At 60.6% G+C, this 18,804-nt stretch carries 18 protein-coding genes; 5 read left to right on the forward strand and 13 right to left on the reverse strand.

Annotation, left to right across the window (positions count from 1 at the left end; genetic code table 11):
* Positions 1-38: 38 nt before the first annotated feature.
* Positions 39-1,823 carry an APC family permease gene (locus J3O30_RS28345; RefSeq protein WP_207585315.1) on the reverse strand — a complete coding sequence of 595 codons (1,785 nt, stop codon included), beginning with the start codon at positions 1,821-1,823 and terminating at the stop codon, positions 39-41.
* A gap of 248 nt (positions 1,824-2,071) precedes the next feature.
* Between J3O30_RS28345 and J3O30_RS28350 the strand changes: the two genes are divergently transcribed.
* The gene (locus J3O30_RS28350; protein ID WP_207585316.1) at positions 2,072-4,441 is read left to right on the forward strand and encodes a DUF1989 domain-containing protein; all 2,370 of its coding nucleotides are present in this window, start codon (positions 2,072-2,074) and stop codon (positions 4,439-4,441) included.
* Positions 4,442-4,550: 109 nt separating this feature from the next.
* Here J3O30_RS28350 and J3O30_RS28355 read toward each other — a convergent pair whose 3' ends face one another.
* Complete coding sequence (locus J3O30_RS28355) at positions 4,551-5,783, reverse strand: TetR/AcrR family transcriptional regulator (protein ID WP_207585317.1); 1,233 nt, start codon at positions 5,781-5,783, stop codon at positions 4,551-4,553.
* A gap of 137 nt (positions 5,784-5,920) precedes the next feature.
* On the opposite strand from J3O30_RS28355, the gene J3O30_RS28360 reads away from it, so the two are divergent.
* The 4 genes from J3O30_RS28360 to J3O30_RS28375 all read left to right on the forward strand — a co-directional run bounded on the left by J3O30_RS28360 (position 5,921) and on the right by J3O30_RS28375 (position 8,222).
* Entirely contained in the window at positions 5,921-6,709 is a 789-nt protein-coding gene (locus tag J3O30_RS28360) for an enoyl-CoA hydratase/isomerase family protein (protein ID WP_207585318.1), read from the forward strand.
* Positions 6,710-7,041: 332 nt separating this feature from the next.
* Entirely contained in the window at positions 7,042-7,251 is a 210-nt protein-coding gene (locus tag J3O30_RS28365; RefSeq protein ID WP_003548109.1) for a cold-shock protein, read from the forward strand.
* A gap of 222 nt (positions 7,252-7,473) precedes the next feature.
* On the forward strand, positions 7,474-7,698 hold the full coding sequence (locus J3O30_RS28370; RefSeq protein ID WP_207585635.1) for a hypothetical protein: 225 nt from the start codon (positions 7,474-7,476) through the stop codon (positions 7,696-7,698).
* 143 nt (positions 7,699-7,841) lie between these two features.
* Positions 7,842-8,222, forward strand: a complete 381-nt coding sequence (locus tag J3O30_RS28375) for a DUF6481 family protein (protein ID WP_207585636.1) — start codon at positions 7,842-7,844, stop codon at positions 8,220-8,222.
* Between the two features lie 41 nt (positions 8,223-8,263).
* Here J3O30_RS28375 and minE read toward each other — a convergent pair whose 3' ends face one another.
* The 11 genes from minE to glnT form a co-directional block, all read right to left on the reverse strand.
* The gene (gene minE / locus J3O30_RS28380) at positions 8,264-8,524 is read right to left on the reverse strand and encodes a cell division topological specificity factor MinE (protein WP_003548116.1); all 261 of its coding nucleotides are present in this window, start codon (positions 8,522-8,524) and stop codon (positions 8,264-8,266) included.
* Positions 8,521-9,336 carry a septum site-determining protein MinD gene (minD, locus tag J3O30_RS28385; RefSeq protein ID WP_207585319.1) on the reverse strand — a complete coding sequence of 272 codons (816 nt, stop codon included), beginning with the start codon at positions 9,334-9,336 and terminating at the stop codon, positions 8,521-8,523. The genes minE and minD overlap by 4 nt, the downstream gene beginning before the upstream one ends.
* Before the next feature lie 79 nt (positions 9,337-9,415).
* Positions 9,416-10,135 carry a septum site-determining protein MinC gene (minC, locus tag J3O30_RS28390; RefSeq protein WP_207585320.1) on the reverse strand — a complete coding sequence of 240 codons (720 nt, stop codon included), beginning with the start codon at positions 10,133-10,135 and terminating at the stop codon, positions 9,416-9,418.
* A gap of 210 nt (positions 10,136-10,345) precedes the next feature.
* Entirely contained in the window at positions 10,346-10,948 is a 603-nt protein-coding gene (locus tag J3O30_RS33665; RefSeq protein ID WP_207585321.1) for a PAS domain-containing protein, read from the reverse strand.
* Between the two features lie 122 nt (positions 10,949-11,070).
* Positions 11,071-12,408 (reverse strand): NAD(P)/FAD-dependent oxidoreductase, encoded by a 1,338-nt coding sequence (locus J3O30_RS28400; protein ID WP_207585322.1) that lies wholly within the window; start codon positions 12,406-12,408, stop codon positions 11,071-11,073.
* A gap of 109 nt (positions 12,409-12,517) precedes the next feature.
* Positions 12,518-13,558: a DUF3445 domain-containing protein gene (locus J3O30_RS28405; protein ID WP_207585323.1), complete on the reverse strand. Its 1,041-nt coding sequence runs from the start codon at positions 13,556-13,558 to the stop codon at positions 12,518-12,520.
* Positions 13,559-13,591: 33 nt separating this feature from the next.
* Positions 13,592-14,557: a PDR/VanB family oxidoreductase gene (locus tag J3O30_RS28410; protein ID WP_207585324.1), complete on the reverse strand. Its 966-nt coding sequence runs from the start codon at positions 14,555-14,557 to the stop codon at positions 13,592-13,594.
* Positions 14,554-15,159, reverse strand: a complete 606-nt coding sequence (locus J3O30_RS28415; RefSeq protein ID WP_207585325.1) for a dimethylamine monooxygenase subunit DmmA family protein — start codon at positions 15,157-15,159, stop codon at positions 14,554-14,556. Before J3O30_RS28415 ends, J3O30_RS28410 begins: the two co-directional genes overlap by 4 nt.
* An 11-nt stretch (positions 15,160-15,170) precedes the next feature.
* Entirely contained in the window at positions 15,171-16,304 is a 1,134-nt protein-coding gene (locus J3O30_RS28420) for an aminomethyltransferase family protein (RefSeq protein WP_207585326.1), read from the reverse strand.
* 136 nt (positions 16,305-16,440) lie between these two features.
* A complete protein-coding gene (gene purU / locus J3O30_RS28425; RefSeq protein ID WP_207585327.1) occupies positions 16,441-17,325 on the reverse strand; it encodes a formyltetrahydrofolate deformylase in 885 nt (294 codons plus the stop codon).
* A 98-nt stretch (positions 17,326-17,423) separates the two neighbouring features.
* Complete coding sequence (gene glnT, locus J3O30_RS28430) at positions 17,424-18,731, reverse strand: type III glutamate--ammonia ligase (RefSeq protein ID WP_207585328.1); 1,308 nt, start codon at positions 18,729-18,731, stop codon at positions 17,424-17,426.
* Positions 18,732-18,804 lie beyond the last annotated feature (73 nt).

Below are 18,804 nucleotides of genomic sequence, written 5' to 3' on the forward strand. Positions count from 1 at the left end.
ATGTTTTTTCATGGCGGCTTTTTTGCTTGGGAGGCACTTTAAGCCGGAAGCTGAAAGATCACGTTGGCGATCAGGACGATCGCCAGACCGGCGGCGAGCGCGAGATAGGGCAGCATGCCGGCCTTCTTGACGCCAAGATCCTGGCCGACGAGGCCGAGATCTTCCATCGCACCTGCCGGGAATTTTCCGCCGTCGCGCACATAGTGGCGATAGGCAAAGACCGGCAGGATCAGGGCGGCGAAGATGAAGCCGACCCAGAGCGCATTGGAATAACCCCAGACCTTGGCGCCGGCGCCGAGGAACAGAGCATTGACGAAGGCAAGCGCTGTGTTGAGACCGATCAGCCAGGTCGGCGCCTTCCAGGGGCGTTCGATATGGCCGGAGTCCATCCGGTGTATCCAACCGGAATTGAGGTTCAGGAAGTTGAAGATGATGTATCCGACATTCGACACGGCGAGCACGAAGAAGTAGCCGCCGGTATCCGAGGCGATGGCCAAAAGGAAGAGGTTGAAGGCGAAATCGGTCCACATCGCCCGTGTCGGGGCGCCGTTTTCGTTGACGTGGTCGAGATATTTCGGCAGCCAGCCGTCCTTCGAGCCCTGGTAGAGCGTGCGCGAGGAACCGGCCATCGCCGTCATGATGGCGAGGAAGAGCGCCATGATCATCAACACGACGAGCAACTGGGTGACGACCCGGCCGGCGCCGATCAGGCCGCCGAGCGCTTCGGCAACGCCGGTGCCGTCGACAATACCGGGGGCGAGCATGCCTGCATGGCCGAGAACGCCCTGGAAGGCGAAGGGCACCAGGAAGAAGAACAGGCAGCAGGCAAGGCCGGAATAGAAGATCGCCTTGAAGGTGTCGGCCTTCGGATTCTTGAGCTCGCGGGTGTAGCAGACGGCCGTCTCGAAGCCATAGGTCGACCAGGCGGCGATATAGAGTCCGCCGAGGAAGAGCGTCCAGCCGCCATTGCTCCAGGTGCCGTCGGCGCCGGAATAGGCGGCCGTCGGCGGCACCAGGCCGGTGACGTTGGCGGCAAGGATATGGCCGCTGACAATGGGGTAGAGGCCGATGATAAGCAGCGGCACGAGCACGATGATGGCCAGCCACTTCTGCACGCTGGCGGTTTCCGAAATGCCGCGATGCTGGATCGCGAAGATGATCAGCATCAGGATGCCGCCGATGAAGAAGGTAGCATTGACGTTGGCGGTGGCAAGAAAGGGAATGCCGAAGCTGACGAGCGACCAGCTGCGGATCCACGGCGTCAGCGCGGCGACGCCGTCGGTGCCGAGCAACGCCTTGACGGCGTCATCCGGCGTCGTGCCGGCATGAGCCGCGATATATTCGGCGACGCGGGGGCTATCGGCCGTGATGGAAGCGGCATGCGCGGAGATCCAGTCGAGGACCATCTGCGAATCCGCCGCCGGGATGGGGAAGAATGAATTGAGGATATAACCGGCGGCGATGGCGCAGCCGAGCGACAGCACGGGCGACCAGGCAAACCAGTTGCACCAGACGGATAGTGGCGCGATGAATTTCGAATACCGCAGCCAGGCGGTGGCGCCATAGACCGAGGCACCGCCGGATTTGTTGGCGAACATGCCGGCGATTTCGGCATAGGTGAAGGATTGCAAGAAACCCATCACCATCGAAATGATCCAGACGAGGAAGGCGAGCTTGCCCGTCGTGCCCGCAATGCCGCCGATGGAGAAAAGAACGAGCGGCGGCACGCCCGCAGCCACCCAGAATGCGCCCTTCCAGTCGAGCGCGCGTACAAGCTTACCTTCGGTGCCGGATGAAATCCCGGCCTCCACAACGTCTGTCATCAGTGAAATTCCCCATTCGATTGTTCCGGACGTATCTTTGTACGTCTCCCTGAACGTGTCTCCCTGACAGTCTCAAGCCCGCCCGGATGATTTTGGCGATCCGTGTTCCCGACGGATTCCCGAGTCTCAGCCCTTGATGCATAGTGAAGATATTTTCTTTTTAGTCAACATGACTTTACTTTCGCGAGACATTTTGTAACCTGTATGGGTGGTGCCCGAGGGCATGCCGATCCTCCCATGAGGGCAGAATGCGAGAACTTCATCCTGCTATGACGGGCCTGCGGCCGGCGGCTGCGAGCCTCGTGCGTTATCCCGGCATTCCCACCTTGCCGGAGGGAACGGAGCGCTACAGGGCAAAAGGCGGCGGATCGGTCGTGGTGCGTGTCGAGCCGGGCGACTGCGTCACTGTCATCGACAGCGAGGGCGGACAGGTTTGCGAGGTCTCTTTCCTCAACGAAAAGGGACGCTTCCTGGCGGCGGGTCTCGGAACGGCATTCAGCAATTCAGCCGAAGGTTTGAAGGCCATTCTTCAAGGGGAGGATGAGAGTGCTGCCCGCACCCGCGCAGCGCTTGAGCGGCGCGGCGCCGATCTTGCCGCGGCCGGAGCGCTCCGCATCTTCGGGGCGGGATCGAGCCCGGGCAGCCGGGCGGATTTCACGATTTCCATGAAGGGCCTGCTGATCGTCGCGGCACCGGCCGGCGCCATGTTGCCGGAGGCCCAGGATACGGCGACGCCGATCGAGATCAGGATCAAGCGCAGCCTGTTGATCCGCGACTACGCCTCCGCCCTGCCGGAACCGGCCGCCGACCCCATCGAGGATATCCGCATCCGGGCGGCGACCGCCGCGGCCTATTTCGTGCGTGCCGGCGAATTCATCCAGATCATCGATGTTTATGGGCGCCAGTGCACCGATTTCCAAGCTTTCGCCGCCCGCAAGGTCGACAAGGGCCTCGATCTCGCGCTTGATTCGACGGTTACCCGCACACTGCTCAGCCGCAGCTATCCTATGCCGGGCCTGCCCTCTAAGGCCTTCGACCGGGACTTCGAGCCGCTGGTCGAAATCGTCCAGGATACGGTCGGGCGCCACGATGCTTTCGCGACCGCCTGCAATTCGCGCTACTACGACGACATGGGTTATCCTGGCCACGTCAACTGCACGGACAATTTCAACGCGGCGCTGGCGCCTTACGGCATTGCCGGCCGCAAGGGTTGGGAAGCGCTGAACTATTTCTACAACACCAATATCGAACACAACAACCAGCTCTATCTCGACGAGCCCTGGTCGCGCCCCGGCGATTACGTGCTGATGCGGGCGCTCACCGATCTTGTCTGCGTCTCATCGTCCTGCCCCGACGATATCGACGCGGCGAACGGCTGGGATCCGACGGATATCCATGTCCGCACCTTTTCCGGAAAAGAAAAATTCTCACGAGCGGTGGCCTATCGCATGACCCCAGATGCCGACGCCGAACTGACGCGCGAAACCGCCTTCCATCCACGCCTCTCGACCCTGACGCGCGATTACACCGAATATCGCGGCTACTGGCTGCCGAACCGCTTTTCCGCCGAGGGACCGGTCGAGGAATATTGGGCCTGCCGCGAGCGCGCCGCCGTCATCGACCTTTCGCCCCTGCGGAAGTTCGAGGTGACTGGGCCGGATGCCGAGGAGCTCTTACAATATTGCCTGACACGCGACGTGCGCAAACTGTCGACAGGTCAGGTCGTCTATTCCGCCATGTGCTACGAAAACGGCGGCATGATCGATGACGGCACGCTCTTCCGCCTCGGCGACAAGAATTTCCGCTGGATCGGCGGCGATGATTTCAGTGGCATATGGCTGCGTCAGCAGGCCGAAGAAAAAGGCTTCAAGGCCTGGGTTCGCTCTTCGACCGACCAGATGCACAATATCGCCCTGCAAGGGCCGAAGAGCCGCGATATCCTGAAGGAGATCATCTGGACGGCGCCGCGCCAGCCGACGATCGGTGAGCTCGAATGGTTCCGCTTCACTGTCGGCCGCATCGGTGGTTTCGAGGGCGCGCCCGTCGTCGTCTCGCGCACGGGCTACACCGGCGAGCTCGGCTACGAGATCTTCTGTCATCCGAAGGATGCGCTGGCGGTGTTCGACGCGGTCTGGGAGGCGGGGCAGCCGCACGGGTTGAAGCCGATGGGGCTGGAGGCGCTCGACATGGTTCGCATCGAGGCAGGTCTGATCTTTGCCCATCACGAATTCACCGACCAGACGGACCCGTTCGAGGCCGGCATCGGCTTCACCGTGCCGCTGAAATCCAAGCAGGACGATTTCATCGGCCGCGAGGCGCTGATCCGGCGCAAGGAGCATCCGCGCCATCTGCTTGTCGGCCTCGACGTCAAGGCCAACGAGGCGGTCGGCCATGGCGATTGCATCCATATCGGCCGGGCTCAGGTCGGCGTCGTCACCAGTGCCACCCGCTCGCCGATCCTCGGCAAGACGATCGCGCTCGCCCGCATCGACGTCATGCATGCAAGTCCCGGCACCGAGGTCGAAATCGGCAAGCTCGACGGCCACCAGAAACGCCTGCCGGCGACAATCGTGCCGCTTTCGCACTACGACCCGCAGAAGACGCGCCCGCGCTCGTAATGCATGCGTTCGACGGTGGTGTCGCAGATTGGTTCCTGGGAAAGCGATGATGTCTCCGCCTAAGGGCTTTATACCGATCGGTAAAGATACCAACAGCCCTTCGATAGGCCTAATCTTTACCGATCGATAAATCTGCCGACGCGGTCCACATGGTCAGGCTGCTCTCAACGAGCGCCTCCAGCTCGCTTGGGCTTGCGCCGGCCCCTCCCTGCGCGAGAATGCCGTGCATCAGGGATTGGACGAAACGCACGAGACCGTCGACATTGACCGTCGGCAACAGGTCGCCCTCGCGTTTGGCCCGCTCAAACCTTGCGGCGAGCAGGTCGCGCCCGATGGCCTGGCGCCTGAGGACCTCGATGCGGATCGCCTGCGCCTCGTCACCTCCCTGCATCGCGTTAAGAACCATCAGGCAGCCGCGCGGTTGTTCCTCGTCCAACTGGTCGCGTAGCGCCCCCCTGAGGAGTGCCTCGAAAACGCCCCGCGCCGTCGGGGTCTGGAGTGCCTCCGTCATGTAGTCTTTCCGAAGAGACTGGTAGAGGTCGAGAGCCTTGAAAAAGAGCGCTTCCTTGTTGCCGAACGCGGCATAGAGACTTGGGCGGGTGATCCCCATCGCCTCGGTGAGATCACTGAGCGACGCGCCGGTAAAACCCCTGGTCCAGAAGAGCTTCATGGCAGCATCGAGTGCCGCATCTGCACTAAACCTTCGCGGGTCGCGGCTTCGCTCCCCCGCCGGCGGCGAACCCCCTGTACGAATGTTCGTAGCGGCTGCGACGTCCCTGATTGCCCGCCACGCCGCTACCGCCTGCTCGGCAGCCTCTCGCAGGTCGCCGTGCGGTGCCCCGCCGGCGGCCTTCATGGCGAGACCGCCGAGCACCGCCGTTACGTAGCTCGCCAACCGTGAGGTATCAGCCTCTGCCGGGAGGTCGCCCGCCCGCTTCGCTTCTTCGAACCGGTCTCGTAGTTTCAGCTCTGCTGATTGGCGGCGATGCAGCAGCGCAGGCGGGATGTCTGCATTCTCCGCTCCCATCGCCAAACCCGCATGGACGAGAACGCGGCTCGACGTCTGCTCCGGCGAGGTCGTCAGCAAGCGTTTGACGACTCCTTCGGCCGTCGGCGCGGCGAGCGCCCATGCCCAGTGCTCGTCCTCGCGAGCGCTGCAGCGCCTGAGAACGGCGTCGAAGAGCCCGCGTTTGCTTCCAAAGGCGGCGTAGATGCTGGGTGAGTTCAGGCCCATCGCGGCCGTCAGCTCCACCATGGTTGAGCCGTCATAGCCATGGCGGCCGAACACGTCCGCCGCGCGATCCAGCACTTCACTTTCTTCGAACGTGCGAGGACGGGCCATTGCCAACCACAATTCTGTAATGTACGTAACATAACAGGCTCGGTAGCCGACGCCAAGTGCGGCGTGCGGTACCAGCCGTTTTGTAGCAGGCGTTCTGCCTGCCTGGCTATAAGTGTCAGTAAATTAGGAGATAAGACATGAGTTCGTTCCGTTTCGAGCAGCATGGTATGGTGGGCAAGCTGATCTTGCTCGGTGACGCGGCCAGCGAGCCGGGAGCCGATTATCCCTCGTCGCTGAGGGCTGGCGTGCGTCAGGCATACGAAAGCGACATCCGCGTTCTTCATGTGACTTCCGCGTCCGGCAGCTTCGCCATAGCAGATAACCCAGGTGACATTGGAGGCAAGGGATCGAAATTCCTGGAAGCGTTCGCCGCCGATGTTTTGGCTTCGTTGCGCGCGATTGAGGAATTGCCGATACCGACGGTTGCCTCTGTAAGCGGAATGGCGCTGGGCGGTGGTTTTGAACTCCTTCTCGCATGCGATTTTCTCGTGGCGGCAGAGTCGGCACACCTTTTCTTCCCGGAGGGAATGGTCGGTGGAGTTCCCATGACCGGCGGAGTGCAGCGACTTGCCGATCGCGTCGGCAGTGCGCGCGCCACGCGCCTGGTCCTGCTCTCGGAGATGATATCCGGCAAGGCCGCGTTGGATCTGGGTGTGGCAACCCACCTTGCTCCTGACGCCGAACTGGAGAAGGTCACGGAAGATCTCCTGCAGCGCCTCGCGAACGGACCGACCCTCGCCTACGGGAAGATGCGCTCGCTCATCCGGGCCTGGTCGTCGGGCGGTGTGTCGGCCGCAGACGTCATTACCCTCCAAGTCACCGCTGGTATCCTCGACACCAGAGATGGCGCAGAGGGAATGGCCGCTGCAACTGCGGCTATCCGGAAAGGTGAGTCGATCCCACAGATCCAGTTTTCCGGACGGTAGCTGCATCAAACTTTGATCATCATTCCTCCGAGTTCGGCAGCGGCTCGTCTGCTGCCTAACATCGGCCCGACACCACGGGGGAAGAGCGGGCTCTGCGGCGGTGTGTAAAGCCGCCGAGATACAACCATTTAGAGAATAGCGAGTTTCAAAGAACTAAAAGTTGACAAATTCGAGTTCAATGATTATATCCGGATAGTCGATATTGCTTGTTTGACTTTTGTTATCGCACGCCGACAACGTGCCCTGGACGAACTTCCCTCTTCAAAATCGAGATTATCATCCGTCGTGCATCTCGCACGTGCGGCCTGTCAATTGCTATGAAAGGGTTTGTTATGACCACTGGCACAGTTAAATGGTTCAATTCCACCAAGGGCTTCGGCTTCATTCAGCCTGACGACGGTGGCGCTGACGCCTTCGTTCACATCTCGGCCGTTGAGCGCGCCGGCATGCGTGAGATCGTCGAAGGCCAGAAGATCGGTTACGAGCTTGAGCGCGATAACAAGTCGGGCAAAATGTCCGCTTGCAATCTTCAAGCTGCTTAAATTGATATCTGCTTTCCTTTGACCACGGATGTACTGGCACTGTTGAAAGCGTGATACCGGCGAGGTCAGGCAAGTTGCCTGGCCTTTTTGTTGCGTTCGCTGAGCGAACACTGCATCATTCCTTAAATCGGAATCGGTTTAAGGAATGACGCAGCAATTCCAAGCGTTCCACCGTCCTTTGCTAAAAAGACGCGCGGCGCTTAAATGAAATCCAGGACGAATATGTCAGATACACACAGCAAATCACGCCAACAGGCGGAGATCGCTTTCGGAAACGCACAATCGCAATTCTTGGCGAGAAGCCGCGCGGTGGAAGAGATCGATCAGACCGTTCGCGCCCGCGAGGAAAAGACCTTGAGACTGCGCGAAGCCCGTGAAGCGAAGGAATTGCAGGATCGCGCGAGCGCGGCCGCCGGCCCTGCCGTGAAGCGAAAAAAGAAAATTTGATTCAAGATCTAGATGATTACACGCCGGATTGGCATAATACTGTCCAGATCCAAATCGAGAAATAGAGCATAGGGTCATCCGAAGAGCCCCACCGGTTTCGGCGTCATGCTCTAGTGTCGCAGTCAAACAGTCAGGTAACAGATTTGAAACACGCCAAAAACAACGAGCTTTCCGATCGTCGCAGCGCCGCTGCCGAAGCCAAGGCGGCTCTCCTCAATGCGTTTCGTACCGCCAAGGATACGGCCGAACCCACGCGGATCGCAAAGCAGGCGGAGCGTCAAGCCGTCGCCGAAGCCCGGGAAGAACGGCGCGCCGAGCGGGAGCGGGTAAAGCGTGAGGAACTGGAGCGGGCTCAAGCCGCAGAAGCTGAACGTCAGGCGGCCGCCGAGGCCGAAGCACGTGCTGATGCCGACGCGCGCGAAGCGGCCGACAAAGACCGGATCGCTCGCGTGATTGCCGATGAAGCCGCCCGAAAGGCCGCACGCGACCTGCGTTACGCCAATCGAAAAGCCAGAAAGTCGTGATTGTCAGCGCTGCCTGTCGTCTGAACAGGCAGCGCCCTCTTTCAAGCGGCCTGCACGGCTGCATTCAACGGGATTTCGACATCGATCTCGAGCGTCGAGACGTATTCGTTGCGATCGATCGTCACCTGCACCTTGTCGTGGTCGAGCTGTACATGCTTGGCGATTACCGCGAGAATTTCCTCGCGCAGCAGCGTGACCAGGTCCGACCCGGCTGAAGAGCGCTCGTGGGCAAGAAGCACCTGCAGGCGTTCGCGAGCGGCCGGTGCGGTTCTCTGCTTGTTGAAAAGACGGAAAATATTCATGCCGCCCTCCGTCCGAAGATCTTGCCGAAAATATTCCGCTTTTCCTCAGGGATCGCCATCGGCAGGGTCTCGCCGGCGAGCCGGCGGGCCGCATCGAAATAGGCCATCGCAGCCGCGCTGCGGCTGTCTGCCAGCGTGACCGGCGCGCCGATGTTCGATGCACGCAGAACATCCATGCTTTCGGGCACGATGCCGAGCAGCGGGATGGACAGGATCTCCAGGACGTCGTCAACCTTGAGCATGTCGCCGCGCTCGGCGCGGTTGGCGTCGTAGCGGGTGAGAAGCAGGTGCTTTTCCATCCGCTCGCCGCGTTCGGCCTTGGCGGTCTTGGAATCCAGCAGGCCGATGATGCGATCGGAATCGCGTACCGACGAGACTTCCGGGTTGGTGACAACAACGGCAGCATCGGCATGGCGCATGGCAAGCGTTGCGCCGCGTTCGATCCCGGCGGGGCTGTCGCAAATGATCCAGTCGAAATAACGCCTCAGGTCAGTGATGACGCGCTCCACGCCCTCGGCCGTCAAATTATCCTTGTCGCGCGTTTGCGAGGCCGGCAGCAGGAACAACGTCTCAAGCCGTTTGTCGCGGATGAGCGCCTGGGTGAGCTTGGCGTCGCCCTGGATGACATTGATCAGGTCGTAGACGACCCTGCGCTCGGCGCCCATGATCAGGTCGAGATTGCGCAAGCCGACGTCGAAATCGACGACGACGACTTTTTCATTGCGTTGCGCCAGCGCCGCTCCCAATGCGGCGGTCGAGGTCGTCTTTCCGACCCCGCCCTTGCCTGACGTGACGACGATCACTTTCCCCATGTCTCTCTCCTTTGCCGTGGCGCAATTCAAAGTGTTTCAACGTCCTTTGCGCATCTTATGAAAGCGCGCGGCGCTGTCGTCAGATCAGTTTCTCTGCCATGATCGCGTCGTCTTCCAGCCAAAGCTGAACAGCTTGTCCGCGAAGATTGGAGGCCATGTCCTCGGCCATTTTGTAGATGCCGTCGATTGCAACCAGCTCGGCCTCGAGCTTGCGGCAGAAAATCCGCGCCGATGCGTTGCCGATGGATCCTGCCATGGCGCGACCGCGCAGCGCCCCGTAGATATGGACCGATCCTCCCGCAATGACCTCCGCGCCGGAGGCGACCGATCCGATGACCGTGACGTCGCCTTCCGGGAAGATCACCGATTGTCCCGAGCGCACGGGCTCCCTGATGACGATCGATTGCATCGCCGGACGGGGTTCGGCGGCTGCCTGTTTCCCGACCGGATCGACAGGCTCATTCGCCTGAACCTCGATGTCGGAAGCCGAGCGGCCGCCTTTGAGCGCCGGGGGCATGCCCGTGCCGAGCATGGAAGGCCGTGCGCCTTCGATACCCATGATGCTGACATTGCGCTTGGCAAGTTCGGCAATCAGGTCCTTCAGCTGCGGCCGGTCGATTTGCAGGTCCGTCAGGTCGAGCACGACAGGCCGTCCGAGGAAGAAGCCGGCCGAGCGCGCGGCCAGATCGTCCAGCCTGATCAACCAATCATCGATGGGAAGATCCGGGGACAGCATGACCGCGAGGAAAGAGCGGCCCTTGATGCGGATAGAGCGAGCGTCTGTTAGCACTTTGGTCATCTATGTGAAGAAATCGTTGACCATGTCTAGCGCGGCTATGGTTAACAAAAAGTTAACGCGGCCTTAACATTCCCCACAATGAGATAAGATACTTCAACCGCAAAACTGCGGCAAGTCCTTGAAAATGTGTTGTAATATCAGCAGGCGTAGAGCGGTTAACGATCCAGCCTTCGACCCGAGCCATAATTATTTCGCTGGCCGGGGAAACGCTCAGCCTTCCGCCTTGCGTTGTGCCTCGGAAATGGCGCGCGCGGCCTCTTCGGAGGAGTTGGCGAGCGAGCGCATCTCGGCGGCAAGCACGGCAAAGCCCGATCCGGCGGTGCCGGCGCGGGCCGCCTCGATGCCGGCATTGACGGCGAGCAGCTTCAGGTAGCGCAGCGATTGCAGGATCTCGTTGGTCTTCGAAGCGGTGACGCGCATGTCGGCGGTCCGTTCATCGATTCGCTGATAGAGCGATTCGATGTTGATGATGCTGCCTTCGAGGTAGAGAAGCTCGCCCTTTTGATCCCAGATGCCGCCGCCGGTCTCTGTCACCCAGATGAGATGACCCATTGCATGGCGGATGCGGTATTCCATCGTCCAGTCCACGCGCTTCTCCAGCGCCCGGCCGACGATTTCGTCCATCAAAGGCACGTCTTCCTCGTACATGATCGAGGTGAAGGTTCGCGTGCGGTTGCCGACGATTTGGTCGGGGGGATAACCGAAGATGCGCTCGATGCCGTCGGTCATCTCAAGCATCGTGTAGTTTTCATCGGCACGGCAGCGATAGAGAAAGCCGCTCATGCGTCCGAGAATGCTCGTTTGAAAATCCATGAAGACCACGTCCGAAGAGAAGAGTTGCAGATGGATTTATGTCGTCACGTTCCAAAGGCGTGGGCCGCAATATGCGGGACGAAGGTGTGCGAACACCTTGTCCCGCGGCAGTCTTCGCCCGATCAGTTGCGCAGATATTCCTCCTTGGAATCGTCGAGCGCGTCGACCCAGGGCGTGTGGTGCTTCGGCGACATGTTGCCGGTCATCAGCGATCGATAGGCATGGTCGCGAAAGCCCATGATATTGTGGGCCTTGTGATGTTCCCACTCCATGAAGGTCCGGTTGGTGCCTTCGATGTCGAAGGAGGGATAATCGGTCTCGGCAAGCAGTTCTTTCACATAATCGCCCTGATACCAGATCATCTGTTCGGCATCCTCGAGCGTCTCCTCGCGGGCGCGCCACATGTCGAAATTGGCTTTCAGCTCCTCTTGCGGCGGCAGCGTGATGCGGCCCATCATCACGTCGCGCGCCCACCAGGCCTGTACGTCGAACATGTTGAAAGTATAGAACTGGTCCTGCATACCGATATAGAAGAGCTGCGGGTTCTTATCGAAGATCACCCCCTTGTAGAGACTGTCCGCCCAAAGGCGGTTGGCGGTCTTCAGCCGGAGGTCGTCAGGCAGGAAGGGGAAGTGATGCTGGTATCCGGTGCAGAGGATTACCGCATCGACCTCCTTGGTCGAGCCGTCGAGGAAATGCGCCGTGCGGTTTTCGAGCCTGGTCAGCAGCGGCCGCTCCTCGAAATTCTCCGGCCATTTGAAGCCCATCGGCTTCGAGCGGTAACTCGTCGTCACCGATTTCGCGCCGTATTTCCAGCATTGCGAGCCGATGTCCTCGGCCGAATAGCTGCGGCCGACGAGTAGGATGTCCTTGCCCTTGAACTCCAGCGCGTCGCGGAAGTCGTGGGCATGCAGTACGCGGCCGTTGAAGGCCTTCACGCCCTCGAAATAGGGCACGTTCGGCGTCGAGAAATGACCTGATGCCACGACGACATAGTCGAATTCCTCGTCATACATCCGGTCCTCGACGCGGTTATGCGCCGTCACCGTGAATTTCTTCGTCGCTTCGTCGAAGCGGACCATACGCACCGGCGTGCTGAAGCGTACCCAATGGCGGACATTCGCCTTCTCGACGCGGCCCTTGATATAATCCCAGAGCACGGCGCGCGGCGGATAGGAGGCGATCGGCTTGCCGAAATGCTCCTCGAAGGAATAGTCGGCGAATTCGAGGCATTCCTTCGGACCGTTCGACCAGAGGTAACGATACATGCTGCCATGGACCGGCTCACCATATTCGTCGAGGCCGGTGCGCCAGGTATAGTTCCAGAGCCCGCCCCAGTCCGACTGCTTTTCGAAGCAGACGATCTCCGGGATCTCGGCGCCCTTCTGGGCAGCCGATTGAAAGGCGCGCAGCTGCGCCAGCCCGGAAGGACCGGCACCGATGACGGCTACTCTTGTCATGAAGCATTCCCCTCTTGATTATGCGATATCGATTTACGAAAGAAATTCAAATCGTTACGGTGTTTTCCGCGCCTGAGAGATGCGCGGTGCTGGTGTGCATCGCGGCGCCTCAGTCGGGAAAGATGCCGGGGCTGGTCGGAGCGCCATCGTCATATTTGGATAGCCAGTCGATCGTCGTCTCGCGGAAACGGGTGAGGCCCTTATAATCGATGAGCTCTGGCGGCAGTGTCTTCAGCACGCGCGGGAAGCGCCGCGCCCACTTCGGCACGGTGACGAGTTCTTCCATGTTCATCAGGTAGCAACGGATGACGAAAAGGATGGCGTTGGAACGCGGCAGGCGCCAGAGGCTCTGCAGCTCGACGCGCAGATACACCTTCTCGCCGACATTGCCCGATGTCACGGTGGTGCGATCTGGACCCCATTTGTGATAATTCTCGGGGCTGGTGTCGAGCCGCGGATTGATCGTCATCGTCCAGTTGAACCGCCGTGTCGGCTTGCCTTGCTGCAGGTTCAACAGGAATTTCAGCGCCCGGTCGAAGACGCCGATCTGGTGGGCGAGCGGCACCGGCCCATGCCATTCCATGAAATTCATGCCGATATCGAAATCGAGCGACCAGTCGGCCTGCGTCGTTACCATGCCGGCATCCATCCACAGATTGCCGTCGCGTTGGTCGACGATGCAGAAATCGCCCTGGGCCTGGCGGGTGATGTATTCGAACGGCTCATAGGGCAGCGTCGAGGCATCGCCGAAGGTGAAGCTGTCGTCGATGCCGAGCGGGCGGTTGATCCAGCGCCACTGGTCGCCGTTGCGGATCAGCGTGAAATGGTCGGGATTACCCGCCGCCTGCTCTTCCATCAGCAGTTCCAGCGTATCCCATTGCGCGCTCATCATGTGCGGCAGGGCCTGATAGCGAAGCGGATCCTCCTTCAAAACAAGTGCCCGGTCGTGCATCTCGGCGACATAATGTTCGTCGACGTCGATCAGGTTTTCGAAGACGGTGCCCGCCCGGCCACGCACATGCGGCTCCATGTTGACGGAATACATGTATTCGTCGCGCTCGAAGGGAAACGGGAAGCGCCGGATGTTTTCGGGGCTGTTGCCGTAGCTGAAATCATTCCGGAAGGTTTCCTGCTTGAAGGCTATTGCCATATCGGTCTCCTTGTTCCGCTTCATCCGATGCCGTCAAAGATCGAGATGCAGCCTGTTTCCCTCGAAGCGGGAAACGCAGATCATCACCTTGCGGCCGGAGGCCTTTTCTTCGCTCGTCAGATAGACGTCATTGTGCAGCAGCTTGCCCTCGCAGGTGACGACCCCAGTCTCGCATTGACCGCAGGCGCCGCCGCGACAGAGGAAGGGTGCGTCGACGCCCGCCGCTTCGATCGCCTCCAGCATGCTTTCGTGATGGCCGACCTTCACGCTCTTGCCGGAGCGGATCAGCTCCATCGTGAAAGGCTTGCCGGGCAGCGACGACAGAAACCGTTCCGAATGCAGATTCTGTTCCGGCCAGCCGGCATTGACGCCGGTTTTCAGCACGCCATCGATCATCCCGGACGGGCCGCAGACATAGAGATGCGTACCGAGCGGCTGGCTGTCGAGCAGGCGCGTCAGGGGGATGGCGGCGCCTTCGGCGTCGCAATGGATCTTGATGCGATGGGAACCGTAGCGCTCCAGCAGTTGCCGCCAATAGGCGCCGCGATCGCGCGTGCGGATGGCATAATGCAGCTCGAAATTGGCGCCCTCGCGGGAGAACTGCTCCATCATCGCGATGAAGGGGGTAATGCCGATGCCGCCGGCGATCAGAAGATGCTTGCGTCCGCGCCAGTCCGGCTGGAAGAGATTGACGGGGTAGCTGACCCTCAGCTCGTCGCCTTCGCTCACCTTCTCATGCATGAACGTGGAGCCGCCGCGTGAATCCTCGACATGCAGCACGCTGATCTCATAGGCTGCGCAATCATGCGGCGGCGACATCAGCGAATAGGCGTTGCGGCGCATATGGCCGCCATCGTTCATCGAGACGATGATATGCGCGCCGCCGGAAAAATAAGGCATCGGCTTGCCGTCGAGGCGCTCGAAGCGGAAACGTTTGACGCGTTCGGCGATCGGGGTGATCCGCGCCACGCGGACGGGAATTTCTGTGCCGCCGCTCAAAGGAACAACTCCTCGGGGTCGGGCGCGCTGCCCGGTTCTTCCGCATCGATATTGACGCCCTGGAAGGCGGCGAGCCGGCGCGAATAATGATCGCGCACCAGAAGCGTCAACCCGCAATGGCTGCAGGTAAAGGGACTGGCGGTGACGTCGTCGGTAATGCCCTTGCAATGAACGCATTGCACGCGTCTGGCGAGCGACCCGCGGTGCTCGGTGATGACGGAGGCGTGGTCCATGCCGTAGTCGAGCGCCACCAGCATTGACTGGCCGATGAAGCCTTCGGTGCCCGCAATATAAAGCCGCGTGCCCATATGGGCGGTGGCAAGCGAGCCCTTCAATCGGAAGAGCAGTGTTGCGATCGTCGGGGCCGTGAAAAACATGTCGGCGCCGAGCTGGCGCAGTGCCTCGTCCAGGCCGGAACCTTGCGAGCCGCGGGCGACATAGAGGATTTCGCTGCGGGAAAGGGCGGTTTCGTCAAGCGCCGGCCGCTGGTCGAGGAGAGCCTTGGCACCCTCCCCTTCGAGTGCGAAAATGTGCCGCCGGGCGTGCGGCTGGATGGTCAGGCCCGTGTAGACTGGTCGGCTCTTGATGCCTGCAACGAGCATTTGCGTGCTCCTTAACCTACGGCAGTCCTCTTCTTCTTCTCCGGATCGTCGAAGGGGAGCGTGTGGGCGGTGGCGTTTGCCTTCACGGTCTTGCCGCGGACTTCGAGTTTCGTCCCATGCACCGCCTTGTCAACGTCAAGACGGGCAATCGCCATGGATTTCTTCGTCAGCGACGAATAGCTCGGGCAGGTAATGACGCCAACTTTCTTGCCATCGGCAAAAACGTCGTCGCCGAGATCGGCCGGTCCATCGGCATCGATCAGCATGCCGAAGATCTTGAAGCGTTCCTTGCCCTTGAGGCGGGCATGTTCCTCGGCGCCGCGGAAGCCCGTCTTGCCGGGGCTGACGGTGAAGTCGAGGCCGAGTTCCCAGAGGCTGTCGCCGGGCGGCTGGTCGGCGAAGGGATACATCTGCGAATTGTCGTAGGGGTAGAACAGCAGGTAGCTTTCGACGCGCAGCATGTCGAGCACGGAGAAGCAGCAGGGGATGATGCCCATCTCCTTGCCTTCCTCGACGATCCGGTCCCAGACCATGACGGCGTCCTGGCCGCGCACGAAGATCTCGTAGCCGCGTTCGCCGGTATAGCCGGTGCGCGAGATCATCACCGGTGCGCCGAACAGTGTCGTCTGCATGTGGTGGAAATATTTGAGATCGCGGATGCCCGGGACGTATTTGGCGAGATAGTCGACCGCGAGCGGACCCTGCAGCGACAGGTCATGCAGGTCGTCGTCGAAGAGCACGGCGCAATTTCGGCCTGCCGCCTGCCTGACGATCTCCTCGTGGCCGGAGCCGGAGCCGTGCACCAGCATCCAGGAGTTCGGGCCGGTACGATAGACGATGCAATCGTCGGTGAAGTGGCCGCGCTCGTTCAGCATGGTCGCATAGACCGAGCGGCCGGGATAGATCTTGGTCAGGTCGCGGGTGGCCATGGCGTCGAGGACGGCGATGGCGTGCGGGCCGACCAGGTGCACCTTCTTCAGGCCCGAGACATCCATGATGCCGGCCTTGGTGCGGACGGCGACATGCTCTTCCGACATGTCCTTGTCGTAGGTCCAGGCGGTTCCCATGCCGCTCCAGTCCTCAAGCTTCGATCCCAGAGCGCGATGCCGATCCGCTAGCACTGAGAAACGCCATGATAGAGCCATTCCCGTTCCCTCTTATTTCTTCTACGGAATATTTATTTCCTGAGTATATAAGTCTTTCGCGCCATGGCAACCCCGCCCGCCATGCATTTCCCCAAAACTTCTGTAGCCTCTGCGCGCCGCCGATTGATCCCCGCGATCAACCCATGCGTTCGGAGGCGTAGCTGCCGGGGCTTGCCGGGAAGACCACGGTGCGGTTGCCGTTGATGAAGGTGCGGTGATGGATATGGGCGTGGATGGCGCGGGCCAGCACCTGGCTTTCGACATCGCGGCCGATCGAGACGTAGTCGTCGGGCGACTGCGCATGGGTGATGCGCGCCGTGTCCTGCTCGATGATCGGGCCTTCGTCGAGATCGGCGGTGACGTAATGCGCCGTCGCCCCGATCAGCTTGACGCCGCGGCCGTAGGCCTGCTTGTAGGGGTTGGCGCCCTTGAAGCTCGGCAGGAAGGAATGGTGGATGTTGATGATCTTGCCCGACATCTTCTGGCACATCTCGTCCGACAGGATCTGCATGTAGCGGGCGAGCACGATCAGCTCGGTGCCGGTCTGCTCGGCCACCTCCATGATACGGGCTTCGGCCTGAACCTTGTTGGCCTTGGTGACCGGAATATGGTGGAAGGGAATGTCGTGGTTGACCACGACCTTCTGGTAGTCGAAATGGTTGGAGACGACGCCGACGATGTCGATCGGCAGCGCGCCGATCTTCCAGCGATAGAGCAGGTCGTTGAGACAATGGCCGAAGCGCGACACCATCAGCAGCACCTTCATGCGCTTCTCGCTGTCGTGAAATTCGTAATCCATCGAAAAGGGGGCGGCGACCGGTGGAAAATCGGCGCCGATCTCGGTGCCCGAAAGACCCTCTTCCGAGATGAACGAGACGCGCATGAAGAACTTGCCGGTATCGAGATCGTCGAACTGTGAGCTGTCGATGATGTTGCAGCCCTTGTCGGCCAGATAACTCGAAATCGCCGCCACGATGCCGCGCGTCGACTTGCAGGATACGGTGAGTACGACGTTTTTCATGCTGTCTTTTCCTTCACGAGATCAGGTGCCGAGGATGCGATCACGCCGAGCTTGTCAGCCCGGCGTGTCGGCGGTCTTCGAAGACATCGGTCGGCCGCTCAGATGTCGAGCGTGCTGTCGCGTTCCCACTGGGTGAAATGCGAGCAGTAGGCATTCCATTCTCGATGCTTGAGCTTCAGGTAGGCGGAGGAAAATTCTGCCCCCATCGCCTGCTTCAGGCCCTCGTCGGCATCGTAGGCGCGTAGCGCATCGAGCAGGTTGAGGGGCAGGCGCGGCGCGTCCTTCACCAGATGCCCCTCGGCATACATGTCGATATCGTAGTGGCGGCCGGGGTCTGCCTGACTGCGGATGCCGTTAAGGCCGGCGGCGATGATGATCGCCTGCAGCAGGTAGGGATTAACAGCCCCGTCCGGCAGGCGCAGCTCGAAACGTCCCGGTCCCGGCACGCGCACCATGTGGGTGCGGTTGTTGCCGGTCCAGGTCACGGTGTTCGGCGACCAGGTGGCGCCCGATGTGGTGCGCGGCGCGTTGATGCGCTTGTAGGAATTGACCGTCGGATTGGTGACCGCGGCAAGCGCAGAGGCATGTTTCATGATGCCGCCGAGGAACGTCTTACCCTGAGCCGAGAGCCCAAAGGCCATTTCCTTGTCGGCGAAGGCGTTGACCTTGCCATCGATGTCCCAAACCGAGATGTGGGCGTGGCAGCCATTTCCGGTCAGGCCCTTGAAGGGCTTCGGCATGAAGGTGGCGCGAAGGCCATGCTTTTCGGCGACCGACTTGACCATGAACTTGAAGAAGGAGTGCTTGTCTGCGGTCTGAAGCGCGTCGTCATATTCCCAGTTCATCTCGAACTGGCCGTTGGCATCCTCGTGGTCGTTCTGATAGGGCTTCCAGCCGAGCTCGAGCATGTAGTCGCAGATCTCGGCGATCACATCGTAGCGACGCATCACTGCCTGCTGATCGTAGCAGGGCTTTTCGGCGGTATCGAACTGGTCCGAAATCACCGAACCATCCGCAGAGATCAGAAAGAACTCGGGCTCTACACCGGTTTTTACCCGCAGCCCTTCTTTCGCAGCCTCAGCAACCAGCCTTTTCAAGAGCACACGTGGTGCCTGTTCGACAGGCTGATCGTCCATCACGCAGTCGGCTGCGACCCATGCGACGTCTTTCTTCCATGGGAGCTGGATGACGGAGGACGCATCGGGAACCGCGAACAGGTCGGGATGGGCCGGCGTCAGATCGAGCCAGGTTGCAAAGCCCGCGAAGCCGGCGCCGTCTTTCTGCATATCGGCAATGGCTTGCGCCGGGACCAGCTTGGCGCGTTGGCCGCCGAACAGGTCGGTGTAGCTGATCATGAAATATTTGATGCCTTTTTCGGAGGCGTATTGCGAGAGGTCCAGTGTCACGTTTGTCCCCTTGTATTGATCTTAGACACTTGATGATGAAGCCGGTCGCATCCTCCCAAACGCGCCCGGCCGG

This window comes from Rhizobium sp. NZLR1, from assembly GCF_017357385.1.
In the GTDB taxonomy this organism is placed as follows: domain Bacteria; phylum Pseudomonadota; class Alphaproteobacteria; order Rhizobiales; family Rhizobiaceae; genus Rhizobium.